The sequence below is a fragment of the Xanthobacter sp. genome, from assembly GCF_041911315.1.
In the GTDB taxonomy this organism is placed as follows: domain Bacteria; phylum Pseudomonadota; class Alphaproteobacteria; order Rhizobiales; family Xanthobacteraceae; genus Xanthobacter; species Xanthobacter aminoxidans.
Window position 1 is genome coordinate 11,880 of sequence record NZ_JAYRPE010000048.1, and the last position, 22,741, is coordinate 34,620.

The 22,741-nt window shown below is 67.2% G+C and carries 20 protein-coding genes and 1 other RNA gene; 6 read left to right on the forward strand and 15 right to left on the reverse strand.

Translation table 11 applies throughout. The features are described from left to right. Positions 1–96: 96 nt before the first annotated feature. The 5 genes from ACE3QW_RS14615 (at position 97) to ACE3QW_RS14635 (ending at position 3,634) form a co-directional block, all read left to right on the forward strand. Positions 97–1,347, forward strand: a complete 1,251-nt coding sequence (locus ACE3QW_RS14615; RefSeq protein ID WP_374252104.1) for a DUF2254 domain-containing protein — start codon at positions 97–99, stop codon at positions 1,345–1,347. 238 nt (positions 1,348–1,585) lie between these two features. Continuing rightward, a complete protein-coding gene (gene rplU / locus ACE3QW_RS14620) occupies positions 1,586–1,933 on the forward strand; it encodes a 50S ribosomal protein L21 (protein WP_029556048.1) in 348 nt (115 codons plus the stop codon). 21 nt (positions 1,934–1,954) lie between these two features. After that, positions 1,955–2,227, forward strand: coding sequence for a 50S ribosomal protein L27 (rpmA, locus tag ACE3QW_RS14625; protein WP_024276844.1), 273 nt, complete (start codon positions 1,955–1,957; stop codon positions 2,225–2,227). Between the two features lie 144 nt (positions 2,228–2,371). Continuing rightward, on the forward strand, positions 2,372–3,001 hold the full coding sequence (locus tag ACE3QW_RS14630; protein ID WP_029556049.1) for a GNAT family N-acetyltransferase: 630 nt from the start codon (positions 2,372–2,374) through the stop codon (positions 2,999–3,001). Between the two features lie 105 nt (positions 3,002–3,106). Next, complete coding sequence (locus ACE3QW_RS14635) at positions 3,107–3,634, forward strand: RNA pyrophosphohydrolase (RefSeq protein WP_374252107.1); 528 nt, start codon at positions 3,107–3,109, stop codon at positions 3,632–3,634. A gap of 3 nt (positions 3,635–3,637) precedes the next feature. Here the strand turns inward: ACE3QW_RS14635 and ACE3QW_RS14640 are convergent, their stop codons facing one another. From ACE3QW_RS14640 to ACE3QW_RS14700, 13 genes are all read right to left on the reverse strand, one after another. Then, a complete protein-coding gene (locus tag ACE3QW_RS14640; RefSeq protein WP_374252109.1) occupies positions 3,638–4,444 on the reverse strand; it encodes a group III truncated hemoglobin in 807 nt (268 codons plus the stop codon). Beyond that, a complete protein-coding gene (locus tag ACE3QW_RS14645) occupies positions 4,441–4,647 on the reverse strand; it encodes a hypothetical protein (protein ID WP_374252110.1) in 207 nt (68 codons plus the stop codon). Before ACE3QW_RS14645 ends, ACE3QW_RS14640 begins: the two co-directional genes overlap by 4 nt. 105 nt (positions 4,648–4,752) lie before the next feature. After that, positions 4,753–6,822, reverse strand: coding sequence for a cache domain-containing protein (locus ACE3QW_RS14650; RefSeq protein WP_374252112.1), 2,070 nt, complete (start codon positions 6,820–6,822; stop codon positions 4,753–4,755). After that, the gene (locus ACE3QW_RS14655; protein WP_374252113.1) at positions 6,815–8,212 is read right to left on the reverse strand and encodes a sigma-54-dependent transcriptional regulator; all 1,398 of its coding nucleotides are present in this window, start codon (positions 8,210–8,212) and stop codon (positions 6,815–6,817) included. The genes ACE3QW_RS14650 and ACE3QW_RS14655 overlap by 8 nt, the downstream gene beginning before the upstream one ends. A 332-nt stretch (positions 8,213–8,544) precedes the next feature. Then, complete coding sequence (locus ACE3QW_RS14660; RefSeq protein ID WP_374252115.1) at positions 8,545–10,245, reverse strand: OFA family MFS transporter; 1,701 nt, start codon at positions 10,243–10,245, stop codon at positions 8,545–8,547. A gap of 293 nt (positions 10,246–10,538) precedes the next feature. Continuing rightward, on the reverse strand, positions 10,539–11,375 hold the full coding sequence (locus tag ACE3QW_RS14665; RefSeq protein WP_024276836.1) for a molybdenum storage protein subunit alpha: 837 nt from the start codon (positions 11,373–11,375) through the stop codon (positions 10,539–10,541). An 11-nt stretch (positions 11,376–11,386) separates the two neighbouring features. Further along, positions 11,387–12,199, reverse strand: coding sequence for a uridine kinase (locus tag ACE3QW_RS14670; protein ID WP_250165306.1), 813 nt, complete (start codon positions 12,197–12,199; stop codon positions 11,387–11,389). Positions 12,200–12,508: 309 nt separating this feature from the next. After that, positions 12,509–14,080: a 2-polyprenylphenol 6-hydroxylase gene (ubiB, locus tag ACE3QW_RS14675; protein WP_374252118.1), complete on the reverse strand. Its 1,572-nt coding sequence runs from the start codon at positions 14,078–14,080 to the stop codon at positions 12,509–12,511. A 31-nt stretch (positions 14,081–14,111) separates the two neighbouring features. Continuing rightward, the gene (gene ubiE / locus ACE3QW_RS14680; RefSeq protein WP_024276833.1) at positions 14,112–14,909 is read right to left on the reverse strand and encodes a bifunctional demethylmenaquinone methyltransferase/2-methoxy-6-polyprenyl-1,4-benzoquinol methylase UbiE; all 798 of its coding nucleotides are present in this window, start codon (positions 14,907–14,909) and stop codon (positions 14,112–14,114) included. A 115-nt stretch (positions 14,910–15,024) separates the two neighbouring features. Then, positions 15,025–15,231: a hypothetical protein gene (locus tag ACE3QW_RS14685; RefSeq protein ID WP_029556059.1), complete on the reverse strand. Its 207-nt coding sequence runs from the start codon at positions 15,229–15,231 to the stop codon at positions 15,025–15,027. Positions 15,232–15,453: 222 nt separating this feature from the next. Next, entirely contained in the window at positions 15,454–18,963 is a 3,510-nt protein-coding gene (locus ACE3QW_RS14690) for a NahK/ErcS family hybrid sensor histidine kinase/response regulator (protein WP_374252120.1), read from the reverse strand. Positions 18,964–19,069: 106 nt separating this feature from the next. Beyond that, on the reverse strand, positions 19,070–19,771 hold the full coding sequence (locus ACE3QW_RS14695; protein ID WP_374252122.1) for an alpha/beta hydrolase: 702 nt from the start codon (positions 19,769–19,771) through the stop codon (positions 19,070–19,072). A 70-nt stretch (positions 19,772–19,841) separates the two neighbouring features. Next, complete coding sequence (locus tag ACE3QW_RS14700; protein WP_374252124.1) at positions 19,842–20,351, reverse strand: MarR family winged helix-turn-helix transcriptional regulator; 510 nt, start codon at positions 20,349–20,351, stop codon at positions 19,842–19,844. 136 nt (positions 20,352–20,487) lie between these two features. Between ACE3QW_RS14700 and ACE3QW_RS14705 the strand changes: the two genes are divergently transcribed. Then, positions 20,488–20,916 (forward strand): organic hydroperoxide resistance protein, encoded by a 429-nt coding sequence (locus tag ACE3QW_RS14705; RefSeq protein ID WP_374252126.1) that lies wholly within the window; start codon positions 20,488–20,490, stop codon positions 20,914–20,916. Between the two features lie 138 nt (positions 20,917–21,054). Here the strand turns inward: ACE3QW_RS14705 and ffs are convergent. Beyond that, positions 21,055–21,153, reverse strand: an RNA gene (ffs, locus tag ACE3QW_RS14710) — signal recognition particle sRNA small type. A 103-nt stretch (positions 21,154–21,256) separates the two neighbouring features. Next, positions 21,257–22,474, reverse strand: a complete 1,218-nt coding sequence (locus ACE3QW_RS14715; protein WP_374252128.1) for an STAS-like domain-containing protein — start codon at positions 22,472–22,474, stop codon at positions 21,257–21,259. Positions 22,475–22,741 lie beyond the last annotated feature (267 nt).

A 22,741-nucleotide genomic window follows, 5' to 3' on the forward strand; every position in this document is an offset into this window, starting at 1 on the left:
ACCGGACGCCTCCAGCCAAGCTTCCCCCTGCTGACGAGAAGCGGGGCGTGCCGTCGGCGCGACCAGCCCGCGTGGCGGTAACAGCCCGGAGCCTGCATGATCCCCCCGATCCTGAGCGATCGCGTGCGCTTCCAGCTCAAGCGCCTCGCCCACCGGCTGTGGTTCTGGCCCACCGCCTACAGCCTCACGGCGGTGGCTGTGGTGCTCGTCGCGGCGACCCTGCCATCGGGATACGCGCTGCCGGGCTACCTCACCTTCACCTCGAACAGCCTTGAGCCGGTGCTCACCGTGCTGGCCTCCAGCATGCTGGCGGTGGTCACGTTCAGCCTGTCCGCCATCGTTTCGGTCCTCTCGGCCGCGGCACAGGCGGCGACGCCGCGCGCGACCTCGCTTCTCATCGAGGACGCGGCCCTCCAGCGGACGCTCAGCGTCTTCGTGGGCGCGTTCCTGTTCTCCATCGTGGCGCTGGTGGGGGGTGTGGGCGGCGTCTATTCCGATGCCGGCCGGCTGCTGCTGTTCGCCGCGACGGTGGTGCTCATCGCCGTCGTCGTCGGCACGCTGCTGCGCTGGATCGACCGGGTGTCGCGGCTCGGGCGCATGGGGGAGATCATCGACCGGACCGAGCAGGCGACCGCCGCGGCGCTGAAGGATTTCGCGCGACGGCCCGGCCTCGGCGCAACCGTCCGCACCGCCCCGCCGCCGGCCGGCTATCCGGTCTTCGCGACGGCCATCGGCTACGTGCAGCATATGGATGTGGGGCAGCTTGCGGCGGCTGTGCCGGAGGGCGTGACGTGCCATGGGGCCGTGCGGCCGGGCGCCTTCGTCGATCCGGTCCGTCCCCTGGCCGTTTTCGATGCGCCGCCCGACGATGCGCTGGCGGATGCGCTGCGGCGCGCCATCACCATCGGCGACGTGCGCAGCTTCGAGCAGGACCCACGGTTTGGCATGGTGGTGCTCGCGGAGATCGCGTCGAAGGCCCTGTCGCCGGGCGTCAACGACCCGGGCACCGCCATCGACGTGAGCGGGACTCTCACTCGGCTTCTCTGGGGCTGGCGTGCGGCCCGCAACCTGCCCGTCCAGGATGCCGTGGCGAACGTCACCATTCCCGCGCTGTCGATGGACGACATGCTGGAAGACGCCTTCCGGCCGATTGCCCGCGACGGGGCCGGGCAGGTGGAGGTGGGGCTCAGGCTCGTGGCCGCCCTGGGGTCGCTGGCGCAGATCGATGACCCCGACCTTGCCACCGCCGCCCGCACGCGCCTCGCCGACGTGCTGAAGCGGGCGGACGCCGTCCTGCTGCCCATGGACGCCGACGCGCTGAAACGGGCCGCCGCGGCGATCGTGTGAGGGCTGGAACCGCACGGACCGCAGGCGCTGCGGCGCGGCAGCCACCGCCAAGGAGCAGGGGGGAGATGGCGCCGGCGTCGCGCGGCTTCGCCCGGTCTCGCAAAGGCCAGTGGCGTTGACTTTTCCGGGCGTGGCGTATATCGGACCACCTTCGCGTGGGCCAATGGGCCTGCATCCCGAAAAACCGACCGAAGAAGCCCGTCCTTGAGGCGCGGCTGAACACGAAAGCGAGACAAGAATGTTCGCGGTCATCAAGGCAAACGGCAAGCAGTATCGCGTTGCCGCCGCCGACAAGATCACCATCGATCACCTCGACGCCGAGGTCGGCTCTGTCTTCACCTTCCCGGTGCTGATGCTGAGCGGCGCCTCCGTCGCCATCGGCGCGCCCCATGTGGACGGCGCCACCGTGACCGGCGAGATCGTCGAGCACACCCGCGGCGACAAGGTGATCGCCTTCAAGAAGCGCCGCCGGCAGAATTCCCGCCGCAAGCGTGGCTTCCGCGCCGACCTCACCGTCGTGCGCATCACCGAGATTTCCGGCCTGGGCGAGACCGTCAAGGCTGACGCCGCCGGCGTCGGCGCCTGATCGAGAACGAGGAGAGCAACAATGGCTCATAAAAAGGCAGGCGGCTCGTCCCGTAACGGTCGCGATTCCGACGGTCGTCGTCTTGGCGTGAAGCGCTTCGGCGGCCAGGACGTCATTCCGGGCAACATCATCGTGCGCCAGCGCGGCACCAAATGGCATCCCGGCACGAACGTGGGCATGGGCAAGGACCATACCCTCTTCGCGCTTATCGAAGGCAAAGTGGCCTTCCGCACCAAAGCCAACGACCGCACCTACGTATCGGTCGTTCCTGCCGCCGCCGAGGCGGCCGAATAAACGGCGAGACCTGATAAATGCAGGATCCCGCCGGTCTCGTTGATCCGGTGGGCGCCTGAGCAGGCCTCTCAACGCTCAGACACGAACCGGGGAGACGGGACAACCCTCTCCCCGGTTTTCGTTTGTGCCCTTGAGGAGCCCGCCATGACCTTGTGCGAATCCCAGTCCGGAGTGCCGCTCGCGGAGAGCTGTATCCCCGTCCTCGAAACCGAGCGGCTCGTGCTCCGCGCGCCGCATATCGAGGACGTTGCTGCCGTCGCGGAGCTCGCCAACAACCGCCGGATCGCGGAGATGACCGCGAACCTGCCGTTCCCCTACAAGCCCTCCGACGCCCACGCCTTCGTCGAGACGCTGGCCGCCGTGCCCGATGCCGCCACCTTCGGCGTTTTCCTCAAGGGCGAGGGCCGCATGGCATTCGCCGGCATGGTCAGCTATGGCCGCCGCCCGCCTGAGCCCGCGCCGGAACTCGGCTACTGGGTCGGCGAAGCCTTCTGGGGCCGCGGCATCGCCACCGAGGCCGTGCGCGCCGTCATCGACTATGCCTTCTCCGAGACCGATGTCTCGCTCCTCCTCGGCTCCGCCCGCGTGGTCAATCCGGCGTCGCGCCGGGTGCTGGAGAAGTGCGGCTTCCAGTGGTCCGGCGTCGGCCTGTGCCGCGTGAAGGCGCTGCGCGCCTCCGTGCCGGTGGACCAGTTCCAGCTGGAGCGGCGCACCTGGGCCTCCATCCGCGCCTGGGGCTCCACCGCCCTTCCCCGGCATCGCGCCGCGCACTGACGTTGCGTCCGGAGGGCCGCCTGCCTGAACTTGCGCCCGCCGCATCTTGCGCGGTGCGGCGGGGCGCGTATCAGGGGGGCATGTCATTCCATCAAGGCCGCCGCCATGTCGAAGAAGCACGATAAGCACGACAAGCACGAAGACATGCCCTATCGCCCCTGCGTGGGCCTCGCCGTGTTCAACGCCGCCGGCAAGGTGTTCGTGGGCCGGCGCCTCGGCGGACCGGAGCATGTGGACGCCACCCATTCCTGGCAGATGCCCCAGGGCGGCATCGACAAGGGCGAGGAGCCTTATGAGGCTGCGCTGCGCGAGCTTTACGAAGAGACCTCGATCCGCTCGGTGACCAGGCTGGGCGAGGTGGAGGAATGGCTCTCCTATGACCTGCCCGGCCGCATCGCCGGCGAGGCCTGGAAGGGCCGCTACCGGGGCCAGACGCAGAAATGGTACGCGCTGCGCTTCACCGGCGCTGATGCCGAGATCAACATCCTTCGTCCCGGCGGCGGCAAGCACAAGCCGGAATTCATGGACTGGCGGTGGGAAGAGATCGACGCAGTGGTCGACCTCATCATCCCCTTCAAGCGCGATGTCTATGTGGAGGTGGTGAAGCAGTTCCGCCGCTTCGCGCAGGGCTGAACCTTACCCGGCCTGCGGGTGCGCCCCGTGCGGGTGCGATCCCGGCGCATGAGAGGGGCCGAGGTCGGGCGGGAACAGCCCGGCCTGGAAGCAGGTGCTCATGTGCTCCACCTTGGCGATGGCCCGCGCGGCCGCCACCGCGTCCAGCACCTCCACCGCCGTCTCCTTGAACAGCGCCACCCAGCGGGTGAAGTGCTCCGGCTTCAGCTGGAGCGGGATGTGCGCGGCGAACGGCATGCCCGAATAGCGCGCCGTGCCGAGCAGGGTGCGCGACCAGAAGTTCTGCACGATCTGGTAATGCCCCGCCCAATCGGGAATGGCGCGGGTGAAGACCGGGCCGAGCAGCGGGTCGGCGGCGGCCCGGCCGTAGAAGCGTTCCACCAGCTTTTTGAGATCATCCTCGGTGACGGAGAGCGGCGCCCCCGGCTGCTCGTTCAGCCCGCCCAGCGCCGCGCCGCGATCTTCCACCAGCGCCGCCAGCTCCGGCGCGGCCGGGGCCTTGCGGTGCGCCACGTTCAGCGGCGGATCGAAGCGGGAGACGATGTCGCGCAGCGTGTGCACGCGCACCCGCTCCATGGGGCGGTCGAGCACGAACAGGCCGTCCGCCACGCCCGCCTCCTTCGGGTTCGCCGCGCGGAAGGCGGCGAGCGCCGCCGCCATGTCCTCCCCCTCGCCCACATAGAGCGGCAAGGGCCGCCCGGAGACGGCGCGGGTGAGGATGAAGAGGCCGGGACGGATGGGTGCGACCTCGGCGGGGGTGAAGGCATAGCCGGCGAAGTCGGTTGTCACCCGCTCAATGACCTCGCTCATGGCTTCTTCTCCGGCACGAGGGCCTCGGCTTCGGCCGCCCCGGCCTCCGGCCGCTCCGTCTCGATCACGCGCAGGGCCGGGCCACCGGGCCGCAGCGGGTTGGCGCGCTTCTGCGCCGTCTTCTGCCATGGCGGCAGGAGGCGGATCGTGGTGCCGGGCACGATGCGCGGCATGATGGGCGTGTTGCCCTTATCCCACTTCATGGCGGGCACCTGCTGGCTGTTATATACGAACGGTACGAACGCCCCACCCGCGACGCAAGGGTCCCGGAGCCTCCACAACGCTCATTTGTTGGGCTCGCCTGAAATTCAGGCGGAATGCGCGCCGTCTTCCGCCGCGCTCCCGGCCTCCGGCAGCCAGATGAAGAAGACGGCGCCCGATCCCGGCGGGCTTTCCACCGCCATGGTCCCGCCCGCGCGCTCGATGAGCGTGTAGCTGATGGACAGGCCAAGCCCGGTGCCGCCCTGCGGCTTGGTGGTGAAGAAGGGGTCGAAGACGCGGCCGATCCGCTCTTCGGGGATGCCCGTGCCGGTGTCCGCCACCTCGATGCCCACGCCCGGCTGCCGCCCGCGCGTCTCGTCCCGCGTGGTGACGGTGAGGGTGCCGCCCTGGGGCATGGCGTGGACGGCGTTGACCATCAGATTGATGAGCACCTGCTGCAATTCCACCCGGTTCATCATCACGAGGCGCGTGGCGCCGTCGGTGCGGGCGACGAGGATCTCGCTGCGGGAGAGCAAATGCTGCACCAGCAGCAGCGCATCGCCCACCACCTCGCCCGGCGCCACCGGATCAAGATGGCCGGCGAATTCGGCGGGGCGCGCGAACTGGAGAAGCTTCGAGACGATGACGTTGATGCGGTGGACTTGCTGGTCGATGAGGTTGAACTCGGTCTTCACCGGCGCCGCCGCGCTCCCCAGTACGTCGCGCGCCACATCCAGATTGCCCTGGATGACCGCCACGGGATTGTTGATCTCGTGGGCGACGCCCGCCGTGATCTCGCCGATGGCGGCGAGCTTTTCGGACATGACGAGCTGGCGCTGGGTGGCGGCCAGCTCGGCGTTGGCGTCCTCCAGCTCCTGCGTGCGCTCGGCGACACGGCGGTCCAGCTCCTCGGTCCACCGGCGCAGCTCCGCGTCGCGCTCCTGCAACAGGTCCAGCATGTCGTCGAGATGATGGGCGACGCGGCCGATCTCGTCCGAGGTCGCGGGAACGCCGGTGCGGGCGGACAGGGCGCCGCCCTCCACCGCCGAGATGGTGGCGTTCATCGCCTCCAGAGGGCGGAAGATGGCCGCCGCCCAGCGCAGCAGCACGGGGATGGCCACCATCGCCACCAGCAGGAAGCCCACCGCTACCGCGGCAAGGCTCGCCCGCTTGAGCGCGAGGAACGGCGCTTCCAGAAAGCCCACATAGAGCATGCCGATGCGCTTGCCGTGGCTGTCCACCACCGGCTCGTAGGCGGAGATGTACCAGTCGCTGACCACGAAGGCCCGGTCGAGCCACACCCGCCCCTCGCCCAGCACCGCGTTGCGCACCTCCTGCGACACGCGGGTGCCCAGCGCCCGCCGCCCCTCGAACAGGCGCACGTTGGTCGAGACGCGCACATCATCCACGAACAAAGTGGCGGTGCCGGCCGAGCCCTCGGGCAGGCTGCCGGGGCGGTAGACGAGGTCGTTGATGGTGTCGATGAAGTCGAGGTTCTGGTTGAGCAGCACGCCGCCCACCAGCGCCGCCCGCACGCCGCCCGGCATCTCCACCGGTGTGCCGGACTGCACCACCATGCCCCGGTCTTCCGCCTCCCGGTTGGTCGGAACGGCGCCTGGGGTGGGCACGAGGGCGATGTGGGCGCGCGCCGCCAGTTGCGGCGAGAGCCGTTCCAGCTCCTGCGGGCCGAAGATGTCGATCTCGGTGGAGGCGGTGCCGGCGAGTGCGCGGCGCTCCACCGGCCACATCGCGCTCGCCTCGCGCGCGGCGCCGGCGGGCGCTGCGGCAAGGCTGTGGCCGTCGGCGTCGATGAGATAGAGGAAATCGAGCCCCATCGCCTTGCGCCGGGCATCGAGGAACGCGGCGAGCGCCGCGCTGTCGCCGGCTCCGGTGACGCGGGCGAAGGCGACGGAATCCCCCAGCGCGTGCAGCGTCTCGTCGGAGCGCTCGCGCAGCCGGTCGAGATACTGGCGGGCGATGGTGAGGTCGCCGTTCACCTTGGAGATGAGAAGCCGGTCGAACTGCCGCGTCCACCAGGTGACCACCAGCGCCAGCACCGCCGGCAGGATGATGAGGGTGGGCAGAAGGGCGATGGCGAGGAGCCGCATGCGCACCGAGCGCAATCGAGCGAGGACGCCCCGCGGCGCATCGGTGGCTTTGCGCACAGCCTCAGCCATTCCAGGCCTTCAGTTTGCGGTCCAGCGTCTTGCGCGAGACCTTGAGGCGGCGCGCCGCTTCGGCCCGGTTGCCGCCGGCCTCGGCCAGCACCTTCAGCATGTGCGCCTTCTCCACCGCGTCGAGGGCGGAGCCGGGCGCGTCCTCCTCGTCGACGCCCTCGGGCACCACGTCGCGCGGGAAGTCGCCGAGGATCAGCGAGCGCTCGATCACGTTGCGCAGCTCACGCACGTTGCCCGGCCAGGGATAGCGCGTGAGGAAGGCGAGCACCGGCTCGGTGAGGTCGAGGGGCGGCACGCCGAGCCGCGCGCTCAGTTCGGCGATAAACAGATGGGCGAGCGGCGCCACGTCCTCCGGCCGCTCGCGCAGGGGCGCGAGGTGGATGTTCACCACATTGAGCCGGTAATAGAGATCCTGCCGGAAGCGGCCCGCCGCCACCTGCGCGGTGAGGTTGGCATTGGTGGCGGCGACGAGGCGCACGTCCACCGGGACTTCCCGCTCCGCCCCCACCGGGCGGACCTTGCGATCCTCGATCACCCGCAGCAGCTTCGACTGCATGGCGGGCGGCAGCTCACCCACCTCGTCGAGGAAGAGCGTGCCACCCTGGGCATAGAAGAACAGCCCCTCGCGGGAGGAGGCGGCGCCGGTGAAGGCGCCCTTGAGATGCCCGAACAGCTCGCTCTCGATGATCTCCGGCGCTATAGCCGCGCAATTCACCGGCACGAACGGCTTGGCCGCACGGGCCGAGACGGCGTGCAGGGCGCGGGCGGTGACTTCCTTGCCGGTGCCGGATTCCCCGGTGATGAGCACGGTGGACGGCATGGGGCCGACGCGCTCGATCATGGCGCGCACGGCGCGGGTCGAAACGCTGTCGCCGGCCATCAGCGGCGCGGCGGCACCGGGCATGGCCTTCAGCTCACGGCGGAGCACGAAATTCTCGCGCATCAGCCGGCCGCGATCGAGGCAGCGGGCGATGGCGTTGAGGATCTGGTTGGAGCGGAACGGCTTCAGCACGAAATCGGCGGCGCCGGCCCTAAGCGCGGTGATGGCGGTCTCGAGGTCCGCGAAGGCGGTGATGAGGATCACGTCGCGGTAGAAGCCCGAACCGCGCAGTTCCTCCAGCCATTGCAGGCCGGTGCGCCCGGCCATGATGTTGTCGAGGATGATCAGGTCGAACGGCGCCGCCTCCAGGAGCCGCGAGGCGGTGGCGACATCAGGGGCCTCGGCCACGTGGCGGCAGCGTGTCTGGAGCATCCGCACCAGGAAATTCCGCATCCCCGGCTCGTCGTCCACCACCAGGATGGAGGCGCCGGCGAGGTGCGGGCTGAAGGCGACATCCTCCGACGCCTCGGGCGCGCCCTGTGGGGCGGGGTCGGGGGTGGAAGGGGGCATCAGAGGGGGCATCTTGAATCGGCCGTCCGTCTCGGACCCTCGCCGGCACGCGACAAAGGCCGTCCGCGAAAGACGATGGGCGTGACCTCAAGGTCCCCGGCCGCCTCGCCTGCTCTTCCCGGCATCCATTGCGCAAATCAGCCGGCTCCGCAAACCGGAAAAGGGCGTGCCCCGCGGCCCGGAGACCGGGGGCGGGGCACGCAGATCGAGCCGGGAGGCCGGAGCACGCGCCGACCAGCTTGCACTGCAAGCTGGTCGGACAACGCGTTCTCCTCTCCCGGGTGAGAGGGCGATTCACCGATCAGATTGTTCCAATCTGATCGGATCGCGCTCTAGCGGAACAGGATCACCGCCTTCTGCAGGGTGATCCAGATGCCCCAGGCCAAAGGCACGCCCACCACGAGCCAGGCCAGCACCACCACGGGCAGCGCGGTGGTGCCGCTCGCCACCGGGGTCGAGGAGCGGGCCGAGGCGGCGAGCGGGCCGTCCTTCGCCTCTTCCTCGAAGTCCTCGAAGTCGGCGTGGGTGGCGTCCTCTCGGGCGACCTCGGCGGCCTTCTTCTTCAGCTCGTGGTCTTTCATGTAGAGGTGCTCGGCCACGGGCTTCACCAGAAGGTTCGCGACGAGGCCGACCACGAGCAGGCCGGAAAGGATGTACATGGTCTGGTCGTAGGCCGCCTGCTGGGGGATGCCCGAGGCGATCTGGTATTCGCGCAGATAGTTCACCAGCACCGGTCCGATGATGCCGGCGGTGGCCCAGGCGGTCAGCAGCCGCCCGTGGATGGCGCCCACCATGTGGGTGCCGAAGATGTCGGCGAGATAGGCCGGGATGGTGGCGAAGCCGCCGCCATACATGGACAGGATGATGCAGAAGGCGGCGACGAACAGCACCACCGAGCCCATGTGCGCCAGCGAGGGGATCGAGGCGTAGAGAACGAAGCCCAGCACGAAGAACACCGCATAGGTCATCTTCCGCCCGAGCTTGTCGGAGAAGGAGGCCCAGGCGAAGCGCCCGCCAATGTTGCACAGGGACAAAAGCCCGGTGAAACCGGCCGCGATGGCGGCGATCTGCGCCTTCTGGCCCGCGTCGAGCTGGGAGAAGGTGAGGTCGAGGCCGATGAGCCTGCCACCGAACACCTCCTGCAGCATGGGCGAGGCCATGCCGATGACGCCGATGCCGGCCGAGACGTTCAGGCAGAGCACCGCCCACAGCAGCCAGAACTGCGGCGTCTTCCACGCCACGTCGAGATGGACATGGCGGTGCGTGACCATGGCGTTGGCGGAGGCGGCCGGCGGGGTCCAGCCCTTGGGCGCCCAGCCCTCGCGCGGCACCCGGTAGCCCAGCGCGCCGCCGACCATGAAGACGAAATAAATGGCCGCCATGGCGAGGAAGGTCTGCCACACGCCCACCGAGGTCGGCGAGGCGAAATGCTGCATCAGCATGTTGGCCAGCGGCGCGCCGATCATGGCGCCGCCGCCGAAGCCCATGATGGCCATGCCGGTGGCCATGCCGCGCCGGTCCGGGAACCACTTGATGAGGGTGGAGACCGGCGAGATGTAGCCGAGCCCGAGGCCGATGCCGCCGATGACGCCGGAGCCAATCCACAGCATCCAGATCTGGTGGAGATAGACGCCCAGCGCCGAGATCACGAGGCCGCCGCACCAGCAGAAGGCCGAGACGAGGCCCGCCTTGCGCGGCCCCGCCGTCTCCAGCCAGCCACCCCAGATGGCGGCGGAGGAGCCGAGCAGCACGAAGAACAGGGTGTACATCCAGCCGAGCTGGGAGATCTGCCAGTCGCAGGAGGTGGCGAAAATGCCGGCGACAAAGCTCATGTCGGCCGGGCAGGCCACGGGCTTGGAGACGCCCACGGCGCGCGACAACGGCAGCCAGAACACGCTGAAGCCGTAGGCCATGCCGATGCACAGATGGATGGCGAGGGCGGCCGGCGGCACGAGCCAGCGGTTGAAGCTGGCGGAGGCGATGGTGCGCTCGCGGCTCAGGAACGGCGGCGGCGCAAAGGTGGTTACGCTCATGTCTCCTCCACGGGTGTTTCCGCGCCAATTGACTTGACGCTTTTCGCGCAGCCGGGGCTGCGCGTGGCCCCGCTCCCTCAGCAAGGGTGGGGCCAACGGGGAGACATTCAGATTTTCAATGACTTGATAGGAGCAGGCGCGTGTGATCTGGACAAAATGTCCATCCCGACGTCCGGCGGCAGGGTCAAAATGGCCATTCCGCCTCGGTTTGCGGACGCAAAAAACCCCACGCAGCCGGGGCCGCGCGGGGTCATTGTCGGAGCGATCGTCCGGCCGGCGGCCGAACGGGAAGGTCAGCCCTGCCGGGCGGCCGTGTGGACCAGCGTGCCCACGTGCTCGCCGCGCAAGGCGGCGGTGAGGCGGCCGGGCACGAGGCCGTTCACCACCTGCACCCGCTCGATGTGGCGTGCGGTGGCCATCACCTCGACCAGCGCGCGGTCGAAGGGCAGCGTCGCCGGGCCGTTGGCCTTGGCGAGTTCGGCATAGCTGGTCTCGGGGATCAGCTCGGCCTTGGCCCCGTCCGCGCCGTTGGGATCGGCGGTGAAGACCCCGTCCACGTCCTCGACGATGGTGAGGCCGGCCGCGCCCAGCGCATCAGCGAGCAGGAAGGCGCCGGTGTCGGCCCGGTGGACCGGGAGGCGGCTGCCCGGGAACTCATGATGGTGATAGGGCGGGAAGGCGCTGCCCACCACCGCGCGGGTGGCCGTGAGGTGGATAGCGAGCTGGCTCGCGATGGTCGGGTGCTCGATGTAGGAGACTCCCTCCGGCGCCAGCAGCGAGGCGAGGATGTGGCCGTTCTGGCCGGCCTCGGTGGCGGCGAGCGGGGCGAGCGAGCCCACCGGCAGGCCGAGGTCGAGGCCGACGCCGTAGAGATGGCGGGCGCGCACGCCGGCGCCGGTGAGGATCAGCAGGCGATGCTCGGGCAGCACCTTGCGGATCTCCTCCACGATGGGAAGGATCGCCGCGGCGCCCTTGTCCATGATGGACCGGCCGCCGATCTTCACCACCTGCAGCCAGGGCAGGAGGCGGATGGGACGCACGCCGGCAACGGGCCGGGTCAGCGCGCCGTCGAGGAGGGTCTGGCTCGCGAGCGGCGAGGCGACGTGCTTGATGGTCGAAGCTTCAGTCATGATCGTGCCTCTCAGCTCGCGGTGATGATGGTGCCGACGTGCTCGCCGGCGAGGGCGCGGGTGAGGTTGCCGGGCACGAGTCCGTTGACCACCTGGACCTCGCGCACATGGCGCGCCTTCTTCAACAGGTCGAGCATGGGGAATTCGAGGATGGAGTCGGCAAGGCCGCGCGAGAGCATCTCGTCCACCGAAATCTTCGGGATGAAGGTGGCGGACTTGTCGGTCTTCGGGTTGGCGGTGAAGAGGCCGTTCTCGTCCTTCACATAGATCATGGCCTTGCAGCCGAACTGCTCCGCGAGGAGGAAGCAGCCCGCGTCCGTGCGATAGGGCGGGATGACGCCGACCGGCGCCGGGCGGGTCCACAGGCCGTAGGGCGGCATGCCCGAGAACACCACGCCGTTCACCTGCTCCAGATAGAGCGGCACGGCCGACATGCCGGCGCCGTCCACCATGGAGATGCCGTGCTTGGCGAGGAGCTGGCCGAGCATGGCGGCGTTCTGGTCCGCTACCGAGGCGCCGAGCTGGGACAGCACGCCGGCCGGCAAATTGAGGCCGGCGGCGATGGAATAGAGGTGGCGCGCGCGGGTGCCGGCGCCGGTGCCGATCAAGAGCTTGTGCTTGGCGCGGGCGGCGACGATCTCGTCCACGAGGGGATAGAGCGCGGCGCGGCCACGATCGATCACGCTCTGGCCGCCGATCTTGATGACGGTGGCATCGGGGAGGATGCGGAAGTCGGCGGAGGCGTCCGCCGCCGCCAGAAGCTCCGCGTCCGTCAGCGAGCGCTGCATGAGCAGCGCGTCGAGCTCGGCCGTCGTGTTCGCCATTTGAGAAGTCCTTCTTTGCTGGCCCAATGGACCTCGGCCCGCCGAGGGGCGGTGCGCCGGTCCGGGGCTCCTGACCCTGCGCAAGCAGCCGTTGGACTGCATGCTTGAACGGGACCGGAGCCGTCTTGGGGCCTGACTTAGTTTTGCTTGAAGGACAAAGCAATACGCGAAAAATATGCGAGTTGTTCTCAAGACGGCGCAGAAGCTGCCCCGTCTCCGGGAAGAATTCGCGGTTTCCGGAACGTCCGGAAAGAACGACACGAAACGCAGGAATTCACATCCCGCAAAGGCAGGCTGTCGGTATCCCCGTCAGCCAAGCCAGATGCCGAGCAGCGCCGCGGCAATCACCCACAGGGCCAGATTGCCCCAGAAGGCGCGCTTCGCCTCGGCGCGGCCGATGCCTTCCAGCGAGGAGGGCGAGAGACGGATGCCGTCGCGCGTCGCCTCGTCCAGTTGCTCCACCACGCGGGCGGTGCGGGTGAGGAGGCCGGGTAGGGTCGCGGCGAAATGGCCCATCTCGCCGAGGCCGGAGCCGGCGCGCTTCAACTGGCCGACGGGGCCGAGATTGCCGGCGATCCAGTCTTCCACCACCGGCTTTGCGGTGCGCCACATGTCGAGCTGCGGATCGAGCGAGCGGGCGACGCCCTCCACCACCACCATGGTCTTCTGGAGAAGCAGCAGCTCCGGCCGGGTCTGCATGTCGAACAGGGCCGTCACTTCCAGCAGCAGCGCCAGCAGGCGCGCCATGGAAATCTGGTCGGCGGTGCGCGAGTGGATCGGTTCGCCGATGGCGCGGATGGCGAGGGCGAAGTCGTCCACCGAATGGTGGAAGGGCACGTAGCCCGCCTCGAAATGCACTTCCGCCGTGCGCCGCCAGTTGCGGGTGATGAAGCCGTAGAGGATTTCCGCGAGGAAGCGCCGCTCCTTCACGCCGAGCCGGCCCATGATGCCGCAATCCACCACCACGAGGCGGCCCTGCGCATCCACGAACAGGTTTCCCGGATGCATGTCGGCATGGAAGAAACCGTCGCGCATGGCCTGCCGCAGGAAGGTCTGCATGACGATGCGGGCGATCTCCTTGGGATCATGCCCGGCGGCGATGATGGCCTCCTTGTCGGAGAGCTTGATGCCGTCGATCCACTCGGTGGTCAGCACCTCGCGGCCGGAGCGGTCCCAGTCCACACGGGGGACATGGACTTCCGGGTCGTCCTGCGTGTTCTCGGCCAGCTCCGCATAGGCGGCGGCTTCCAGGCGCAGGTCCATCTCCATGGAGACGGAGCGCGCCAGCGTGTCCACCACCGTCTCCAGCCGCAGGCGGCGGGCCTCGGCGAAATTGTGCTCGGCGAAGGCGGCGATGCGGCGGAAGGTACCCATGTCGGAGGCGAAGCGGCGGCTGACGCCCGGCCGCAGCACCTTCACCGCCACGTCGCGGTGCGCACCGTCCGGCTCGATCACTTCCGCCTTGTGAACCTCGGCGATGGAAGCGGCGGCGACGGCCGGGCCGAACACGGCGAAGACGTCCTTCACCGGCCGCTCGAACGTGTCGGCGACGGTTGCCTCCGCCACGGCCTGCCCGAACGGCGGCATGCGGTCCTGCAGCACCTCAAGGTCGCGCGCCACGGAGGCGCCCACCACGTCCGGCCGTGTGGCGAGGAACTGGCCGAGCTTCACATAGGAGGGGCCGAGCCGCGACAGCGCAGCGGAGAAGCGCTGGCGCCGATCGCCGGCATCCTTGCGGGCAATCAGTTTGGAGATATCGAGCAGCGGGCGCGCCAGCGGCGGCGCGGCGGCCGGCGAGACGAGCGAGAGCACACCCTCGCGGGCGAGCACATAGCCGGCCCGGGCGAGGCGCCAGGCGTCGGCGACGAGAAGGAAGATCATGGCCGAAGCCTCCGGCCGCAGGGAACCGCCATCAGATGCGGAAGCCCGAGTGCAGGGCCACCACGCCCCCGGTCATGCGGGTGAAGGTGACGCGGGCGAATCCCGCCTCCCGCATCATGCCCGCGAATGCTTCCGCGGTGGGAAAGCGGCGGATGGATTCGACGAGATACTGATAGGGCTCCGCATCCCCGGCCACGCGCTTGCCGATCTCAGGGATCACGCGGAAGGAGAAGGCATCATAGACCTTGTCGAGCAGCGGAACGTCGACCTTGGAGAATTCCAGCACGAAGGCCCGCCCGCCCGGCTTCAGCACGCGGCGCATCTCCTTGAGGGCGAGATCGATGCGCGGCACGTTGCGGATGCCGAAGGCGATGGTCACGGCATCGAAGCTCATGTCCGGGAAGGGCAGCGCCTCGGCATTCGCCTCCTCGAAGGCGACGCGATCGGCAAGGCCGCGCTTCTGCGCGCGCTCACGGCCCACCGCCAGCATGTCGGTGTTGATGTCGGCGACGATGGCGTCGGTGCCCGGCCCGCCGGCCTCCACCACGCGGAAGGAAACATCGCCCGTGCCGCCGGCGAGGTCGAGCAGGTGGAAGGGTCGCGCGCCCTGCGGCGGGCGCACCTTGGACACCAGCGCATCCTTCCACGCCCGGTGCAGACCACCGGACATGAGATCGTTCATGATGTCGTAGCGCCGCGCCACCTTGTGGAACACATCGTCCACCAGCGCCTGCTTCTCGGCGAGGGGCACCGTGCGATAGCCGAAATGGGTATCCGCCGTGCCGCGTGTCTCTTCGCCTGTTGCCGGGGCGGAATTGAAGTCCGTCATCTTGTTTCTGGCCGCGCGCTGTTGCCGTTCGGGCGCGACCTTATCGGATGATGCTGCACGGCGCCATAAAGCCGGCGTCGCAGCCGGACCGGCCCTGTGGGGCCGGCCTCAAGCGTCAGTTGCCCTTCGGGCCGCGGGGGTGCCGGGCGATGCCGGTCACGTCGAATTCGAGTCCAGCCTCGGTGTAGCGGGAATTGGCCGGCGCCTCATCCGCGGCCTTCGAGCCGCGCGAGGAGAAGCTCAGGGGGAAGCGGAGACGGCGCTTGCGGGCGTCGATCTCTTTCCGCAGCGGGAAGACGGGAACGTTGATCGTGATCGTCATAGCCACGCTCCAAAAGTATTCGCGCGTCGAGTTAAGCGTGGAAGTGTTACAAATCTTAACGAGCTGTTAACACTTCCATGCCGCGGAGGCGTGCTTCTATGGCACGCCCCCATAACGCTGGCTGAAGGCGGCGTTTATTGGGCGTTCATGGGGATGAACGAGGGCTTAATCGCGAAGCGCTGGCGCCGTGGCGCAAAGGGCACGCTGGAAGCCGGCGAAAGACTATTCGGCGGCGGCGCGGGCGATGCGCCAGTGGGCGAGGATCGCCCGGAGCGCCGCGGGCTTCAGCGGCTTGTTGAGGATCTCCATGTCCGCCGCGCGGGCCGCGTCGCGCACCTTCTTGGAGCGGTCGGCGGTGATGAGGACGGCGGGTATTTTCCCCAGTTTCCACCTCAGCGACATGATCGCCTCGATGCCGTGGCCGCCATCGAGATGGTAGTCCACGAGGGCCACGTCGGGCTTCTTGCGGCGGTGGCGCACCGCCTCGATGGCCCCCTGGGCGTCGGCGGCGGTGATGACATCGCACCCCCATCCGCTGAGCAGCATCTGCATGCCCTCAAGGATGGTCGGCTCGTTGTCGATGGCGAGGATGGTCAGGCCGTCGAGCTGCGCGCCGCGTCGGGCGGGACTGGGCGCCGCCTCGCGCTCCTCCGGCATGGAGACGGCCACCGGCAGCTCCACCGTGAAGGCCGAGCCCTTGCCGGGGGTGGAGCGGATCGCCACCGGATGCTCCAGCACGCGGGCGATGCGCTCGACGATGGACAGGCCGAGGCCGAGGCCGCGCGCCGCCTTGGCGCCCTGGTCGAGGCGCTGGAACTCCTGGAACACCAGCTTGTGCTTGGCGCGCGGAATACCGACGCCGGTGTCGTAGACCTCCACCCGCAGCTTGCCCCCCACCCGCCGGCAACCGACGAGGATGCGGCCGCGCTGGGTGTATTTCACCGCGTTGGAGACGAGGTTCTGCAACAACCGGCGCAGCAGCCGGCGGTCGGAGCGCACGGCCAGCGTGCAGGGCAGGAAGGTGAGTTCGAGGTTTTTCTCCCGCGCCAGCGGGGCGAATTCCGTCTCCAGCGGCTTCAGCACGTCGGCGATGCGGAAGGCGGAGAATTCCGGGCGCATGACGCCGCTGTCGAGGCGGGAGATGTCGAGCAGCGCACCGAGGATCTCCTCCACCGATTCCAGCGAGGCGTCGATGTTGCCAGCAAGCCGCTCCTCCTCCGATCCCTTGGCCCGCTCCACCATGCTGGTGGCGTAGAGCCGGGCGGCGTTGAGCGGCTGGAGGATGTCGTGGCTGGCGGCGGCGAGGAAACGCGTCTTGGAGAGGTTGGCCTCGTCCGCCTCGGCCTTGGCGATCTCCAGCGCGCCGTTGAGGCGCTCCAGCTCCTCGGTGCGCTCGCGCACGCGCCGCTCCAGCGTCTCGTTGGCGCGCTCCAGGGCGAGCGCGGCCTCCACGCTCGCGGTGATGTCGGTGAAGGTCACGGCGATGCCGCCGTCCGGCATGGGGTCGGAGCGGGCCTCGATCACCGCACCGCGCTGGTGCAGGCGCTCGGAGAAATCCGGGTCGGGGCTCACATAGCGCGTGACGCGGCGGGCGATGTCGACGCTGTCCTCGTCGGCCGGTGCGGCGGCGAGGATGTCGGTCAGCGGCACGCCCACCGCGTAGCACTCGCCGGGCAGGTCGAGCATCTGGCCGAACTGGCGGTTCCAGCACACGAGGCGCAGGTCGCGGTCGAACACGGCGATGCCTTGCCGCACATGGTCGATGGCGCTCTGCAGCAGCTCGCGATTGTACTGGATGGCGGCGGAGGCATCGTCCAGCAGCTTCAGGGCCGCCTTGGTGGAGACCGCCCGTTTGCGCAGCAGCAGCGACAGCACGAGACGGGAGGAGGCCGCGCCCACCGCCGAGGCGAGCAGATGCTCGGCGTGGCGCACCATGCCCGCATCCGCCTCGCGGTGGGTGTCGAGCGCGAAGCCGTGCTGGCGGGCGTAGCTGTCGAAGGCGGCACGGGCGCGCTCGGCGCCGAGATAGCGTTCCACCGTCGCCATCAGCTCTCCGAGGGAGACGGAGGAGCGCCAACGCAGGAAGGCGGGGCGCGCCGGCGGCCGGTCGCCCGTCCCCGCGAACAGGCGCGCTTGCGTGCGCTCGATCTGCGAAGGCCGGGTCAGGAAGGAGACGATGACCAGCGCCAGCGTGTTCAGCCCGAGGCTCCAGGCGACGCCATGGGCGAGCGGTCCCGCGGTGAGGCCGAGCAACGCCGTGGGGCGCAGCAGGGAGATGCCGAACGGGCCGTTCTGCAGCACGCCGGCGGAGATCAGCCCCGCCTCGGCGAGGCTCGGCAACATCAGCGTATAGGCCCAGGTGATCCCGCCCACCACGATGCCCGCGATGGCCCCGGCGGCGGTGGCGCGCTGCCAGAGCAGCCCGGCGGCGAAGGCTGGCCCCACCTGCGCGATAGCGGCGAAGGAGAGCAGGCCGATCTGCGCCAGCTGCACCTCGCCGGTGGTGCGATAATAAAGATAGGCGAGCAGGACGATGGCGAAGATGGAGATGCGCCGCACCATCAGCAGCAGGCCGGTCATGTCCTCGCGCGGCTCGCCCTCGGGCAGGTCCGCCGATCTGGCGGCGCGCCGGCGCAGCAGCAGCGGCATCACCAGGTCGTTGGAGACCATGATGGCGATGGCCACGCACTCCACGATGACCATGGCGGTGGCCGCCGAGAGGCCGCCGACGAAGGCGAGCAGAGCGAGGCTGTCGAAGCCGGCGGCGAGCGGCACGGCGAGCACATAGACGTCGCTGTCCACCAGATTGAGCGGAAACAGCGTCATCCCCGCCAGCGCCAGCGGCACCACGAACAGGTTGATGAGCACGAGATAGAGCGGGAACAGCCAGCGGGCGCGGCGGATCTCGCTCTCGCCCTTGTTCTCCACCACGGCCACATGGAACTGCCGCGGCATCAGCATGAAGGCGCCGCCGGACAGGATGGTCATGGTGAGCCAGTTCTCCAGCGACAGCCCGCGCTCGAACGGCGCCACCGCGTTCGCCTCCCGCGCCGCGTAGAACAGGGAGAATGGCCCGTCGAAGATGACGAAGGTGACGAGCAGGCCGACCCCCAGGAAGGCCGCGAGCTTCACCAGCGATTCCGTGGCGATGGCCAGCATCAGCCCGTTCTGGTGCTCGGTGGCATCGGTGTGGCGGGTGCCGAACAGGATGGCGAACGCCGCCATGGCACAGGCGACGAACAGCGCGAGGTCGCCCACCAGAGTGCCGCGCCCATGCTCCCCCGCGAAATGGCCGAGCAGCGCCACCAGCGAGGCGGAGACCGCCTTCAGCTGCAGCGAGATGTAGGGGATGGCGGCGATGATGGCGACGATGGCCACCAGCGCCGCGATGCCCTGGTTCTTGCCGTAGCGGGCGGCGATGAAGTCGGCGATGGAAGTGATGTTGTTGGCCTTGGCCAGCCGCACCACGCGCAGGAAGAGGGGGGCGCCCACCGTCATCAGGATGATGGGGCCGAGATAGATGGTGAGGAAGTCGAAGCCCTGGGTGGTGGCGAGGCCCACCGAGCCGAAGAAGGTCCAGGAGGTGCAGTAGACCGCCAGCGACAGGGAATAGATCATCGGCCGCGGCGTGCGGCCCGCGCCGGGGCGCAGCCGGTCGCCATAGCTCGCGATGGCGAACAGCAGGCCGATATAGGCCAGAGCCACGAAGATGACGACCGAAGCCTGAAGCATGTCCCCCGTCCGGCCTCCCCAAACCGGAAACCGCCCGTTCTTGATCTGTTTAGGGGAACCTCATCACTTCGTAGGGGGCTTGTCCAGCGGCTGGATCAAAGCCGGCTCACGGGGTGGCGCCGGCGGGTACAGGTGCGAGGAAGAAGGCGACCGCGAGGCCCACCACCGGCGGCTGCCAAGCGTGGGGGCCGTTATATTCCATATAGGTCACGTCGTAGCCTGCTTCCTTGAGCAGGGCCGCATGGGTCCGGCCGGAGCGCTCCACCGGGATCTGCTCGTCATTCACCCCGTGGGAGATGAAGACGCGCGGCGCCCCGCTCTGGCGCTGGACCGACATGAAGCCCGCCGAGGAGACGATGAGGTGGGTGACGAAATGGCCGTTGGTGAGGCCCAGCGAGAGGGTGTAGCTGCCGCCGTCCGAATGGCCGGCGAAGCAGATGCGTTCGCGGTCGATCTCGAAATGACGGGCGACGATGGCAAGCGCCGTCTCCAGCCGCTCGCGGTCCGGGCCGTTGCCGGCGATCACGATGTCCCAGGTGGGGAAGACCGATTGCGGCACCAGCAGCAGGAAGCGGTGGGTGAGGGCGTGCTGCTCCATCATGGGCAGGATCTTCTGCGCGCTGCCGCCGCCGCCGTGGAACAGAACCATCAGCGGCACCGGGACGCCCGGCTCCAGCCCCTCCGGCACCACCAGGAGGGCGTCGCGTTCCGCCGAGAGTCCGAGGTTGTGATGGCCGGGGGCCAACGGCGGCAGGTCCGGCGCGGCGGGGGCGAAGGTGATGTGGCCGGCGAGATGGGGATCGAGCATGGCGGCCTCCCGGATGTTCTGGCGTTTCCGCATCCGGTGTACCGTATACAAACGCGAAAATGAAGCCGCCTCAGGCCTTTGCGGCCTTCTCCAGCGTCTCGCGCAGCGCCGTGACCTCGCGCTGGAGGCGGACCACGTCCTCAAGGTTGAGGCCGGTGGCGGCGAGGATGCAGGCGGGGATGTGGCGGGCCTTGTCCTGCAACGCCTTGCCCTGGGGGGTGAGCTTCACCCGCACCACCCGCTCGTCGGCTCCATCGCGGCGGCGAGAGACGTGGCCGAGGGCTTCCAGCCGCTTCAGCAAAGGCGTGAGGGTGCTGGATTCCAGCCCCAGCGCGGTGCCGAGGCTGCCGACGGTGCGGTCGTCCTCGGTCCACAGGCTCACCAGCGCGAGGTATTGCGGATAGGTGAGGCCGAGGGCGTCCAGCAGGGGCTTGTAGACCCTGTTGAAGGCGTGGTTCGCAGCATAAAAGGCGAAACACACCATGTTTTCCACCGGGATCAGTCCGGGTTCAGCAGGTGTCAGCTGGGGTGTCAGCTCGGGTGTCAGTTCAGGTGTCAGTTCGGGCGTTGGTTCGGACATGGCGGGGCCTCGGGCCTCCTCCTCAAATAAATCGTGCACGATAGAATCGCAACCGCTTGACGGCCGCCATCGGCTCGGCTATTTACATCGTACACGATTTAATCGTTCGCAAGTTAATAACCCGCAGGAGAGCCCCATGCCCGTCAACGTCCTCTACTCCACCTCCGCCCGCGCCACCGGTGGCCGCGATGGCCGTTCCGGCACGCTGGACGGCAATCTCGAAGTGAAGCTCGTCACCCCGAAGGAGCTGGGCGGCCCCGGCGGCGAGGGTGTGAACCCCGAGCAGCTGTTCGCCACCGGCTATGCGGCCTGCTTCCTCGGCGCCATGAAGTTCGTGGCCTCGCAGGGCGGCACCGCCAAGGTGCCGGCGGATGCGACCGTCACCGCCACCGTGGGCATCGGCCCGCGCTCGGAAGGCGGCTTCGGCCTGGAGATCGCGCTGGCGGTGTCCCTGCCCGGCGTGGACCGCGCGGACGGCGAGGCGCTCATCGCCAAGGCGCATCAGGTGTGCCCCTATTCCAACGCCACCCGCAACAATATCGACGTGAAGCTCAGCCTCGCCTGATCTCCCCGCCCTGCTGCCCCGACCCGCCGCCGCTCTCCCACCGGAGGGCGGCGGTATTTTTGTGCCAGCAGAAGCCGGAACGCGCACGGGCGCAACGGCCGGGGAGGCCGCGCGCCAGTCGATGCTGTCGATGCAAGGGGTGGGAGGCTGGACGAAGACCCGAGACCGGGCTCGTTGGGGCTGCTTCCTTCCGGACCTGACCCGGTTGGCGAGTGGCTCGTCCACCGCCAACCTCCCACGCGCTATATGGCAGGGGGAGGGGTGGGATGCAAGGGGGAGCCCCCCGCATGCCTTTGGCCGCGCAAAGCCATACGAATAGCCCAGCATAGTCACTACGAATCTACGCCCTCATCCTTTGCGTAATTGCACGATCAATAAGAGCCTGAATGGTAGAATCGACTCCCTTAAACCGACAAAGTTGACCAAACCTCAGGGCCCCCAACTGAATGAATAGTCGCCCAAACACCTCATCTGCAAAACTACTTGATATAAGAACAATATCTGTGAAATCAAATTCAATCGGCATCCGCCCACCATCCATAAGATTTTCTATCTTATTGCGAGCAAATTTCCCAGCATCCCTACTACCAAAAGATTCAACTTCTTTTTTCATTATAAATTCGACGTGATCTCCATTTATATACATTCTTTCTATGTAATCAAAGCTAATTTCATGTTGCCTACCCTTAAATATAAATGCCTTCTCAAGTATTTTTTCATATCCATAGCCAATTGCAGCGCGAACATATGTTCCCGAAAATGGAATTGGATTCCTTCTCACATGCATTGTACCTGGCTTATGCTCAAGAGCAACGTTTCCTGATATCAAATCAAACTCTCCACCACTAACTTCACAACACTTAAATGTACCAAAGAGGCCATTGCCCTGATTTGTAAACTTGTTTCTGGTAACCCCCTCTTCGATCGCCGCCCTTAAGGCGGACACATCGTTCTCCAACTCAGGTCGGCCGGATCTCAGGCTTTTTGGTATCGTAACTCCGGCGTCGCATACAAAGAATTCTACCAGCCGTTTTTTAGGAAAAACCATCACTTGCACTATTCCGCCAATCTCGGAAGATGCGTGATTTAATACATTGTCAGTTATTTCATTTAAAGACCATTCTAGAGCTTTTACCATCCTCCTATCTAAACCCTCTATGGCATTTAATATAGTAGACAAGCTATCATCTACAGCTTTGAACTGTTCATCTGAAGACCTATAATTTCGAGCCGCCATGTGGGAAGCATTTTTATCATCCTTTATTCCAAACAGAGAAGGATTTATAAAATGAGCCCAATTTGTATTTATTATTAGTTTTCTGGCCCTCTGATCGATGGGCAAAACTAGGCTGAAATCTACACTCTCGGATCTGTACATACAACACATTGCTATTAAAGGTATCATAACACTAGGAAATAGAAATACAGAATTGCTAAAGTCCAATGTCACATCCAAATAGCCCTGCTTCTTTATTATATTGTGCATAGAAGCTGTTATGGGAAGAGGATCGCCCTGAACTTTAGTATCAAAAATAATCCTATTCCCATCCGAGCGCACGCCTAACCTCCTCTAACAAGTACTTCGTCTTGCCCCGTGCAGCCAAAGGTTGGCTTCCTGAGATTGGGCACCAATTTGTAGCATTAGCCGGCGCAACGGCAACCTCGCCCTATATTCCCCCGATAACCCCCTTTCCACCCCACCCCTCAAACCGCTCACCCCCCATCCATCCCCACCAACGCGCCCAACACCCAACCCCCTGAAATCCCTCACACTCCCCCTCTGGCATACCCCTTGCTGAAACGGTTCCAATCCCCCGGCCTCGAC

Coding starts and splice junctions, on each gene's coding strand:
- ACE3QW_RS14615 (WP_374252104.1), top strand. CDS start 97: ATGATCCCCCCGATCCTGAGCGATCGCGTGCGCTTCCAGCTCAAGCGC.
- rplU (WP_029556048.1), top strand. CDS start 1,586: ATGTTCGCGGTCATCAAGGCAAACGGCAAGCAGTATCGCGTTGCCGCC.
- rpmA (WP_024276844.1), top strand. CDS start 1,955: ATGGCTCATAAAAAGGCAGGCGGCTCGTCCCGTAACGGTCGCGATTCC.
- ACE3QW_RS14630 (WP_029556049.1), top strand. CDS start 2,372: ATGACCTTGTGCGAATCCCAGTCCGGAGTGCCGCTCGCGGAGAGCTGT.
- ACE3QW_RS14635 (WP_374252107.1), top strand. CDS start 3,107: ATGTCGAAGAAGCACGATAAGCACGACAAGCACGAAGACATGCCCTAT.
- ACE3QW_RS14640 (WP_374252109.1), bottom strand. CDS start 4,444: ATGAGCGAGGTCATTGAGCGGGTGACAACCGACTTCGCCGGCTATGCC.
- ACE3QW_RS14645 (WP_374252110.1), bottom strand. CDS start 4,647: ATGAAGTGGGATAAGGGCAACACGCCCATCATGCCGCGCATCGTGCCC.
- ACE3QW_RS14650 (WP_374252112.1), bottom strand. CDS start 6,822: ATGGCTGAGGCTGTGCGCAAAGCCACCGATGCGCCGCGGGGCGTCCTC.
- ACE3QW_RS14655 (WP_374252113.1), bottom strand. CDS start 8,212: ATGCCCCCTTCCACCCCCGACCCCGCCCCACAGGGCGCGCCCGAGGCG.
- ACE3QW_RS14660 (WP_374252115.1), bottom strand. CDS start 10,245: ATGAGCGTAACCACCTTTGCGCCGCCGCCGTTCCTGAGCCGCGAGCGC.
- ACE3QW_RS14665 (WP_024276836.1), bottom strand. CDS start 11,375: ATGACTGAAGCTTCGACCATCAAGCACGTCGCCTCGCCGCTCGCGAGC.
- ACE3QW_RS14670 (WP_250165306.1), bottom strand. CDS start 12,199: ATGGCGAACACGACGGCCGAGCTCGACGCGCTGCTCATGCAGCGCTCG.
- ubiB (WP_374252118.1), bottom strand. CDS start 14,080: ATGATCTTCCTTCTCGTCGCCGACGCCTGGCGCCTCGCCCGGGCCGGC.
- ubiE (WP_024276833.1), bottom strand. CDS start 14,909: ATGACGGACTTCAATTCCGCCCCGGCAACAGGCGAAGAGACACGCGGC.
- ACE3QW_RS14685 (WP_029556059.1), bottom strand. CDS start 15,231: ATGACGATCACGATCAACGTTCCCGTCTTCCCGCTGCGGAAAGAGATC.
- ACE3QW_RS14690 (WP_374252120.1), bottom strand. CDS start 18,963: ATGCTTCAGGCTTCGGTCGTCATCTTCGTGGCTCTGGCCTATATCGGC.
- ACE3QW_RS14695 (WP_374252122.1), bottom strand. CDS start 19,771: ATGCTCGATCCCCATCTCGCCGGCCACATCACCTTCGCCCCCGCCGCG.
- ACE3QW_RS14700 (WP_374252124.1), bottom strand. CDS start 20,351: ATGTCCGAACCAACGCCCGAACTGACACCTGAACTGACACCCGAGCTG.
- ACE3QW_RS14705 (WP_374252126.1), top strand. CDS start 20,488: ATGCCCGTCAACGTCCTCTACTCCACCTCCGCCCGCGCCACCGGTGGC.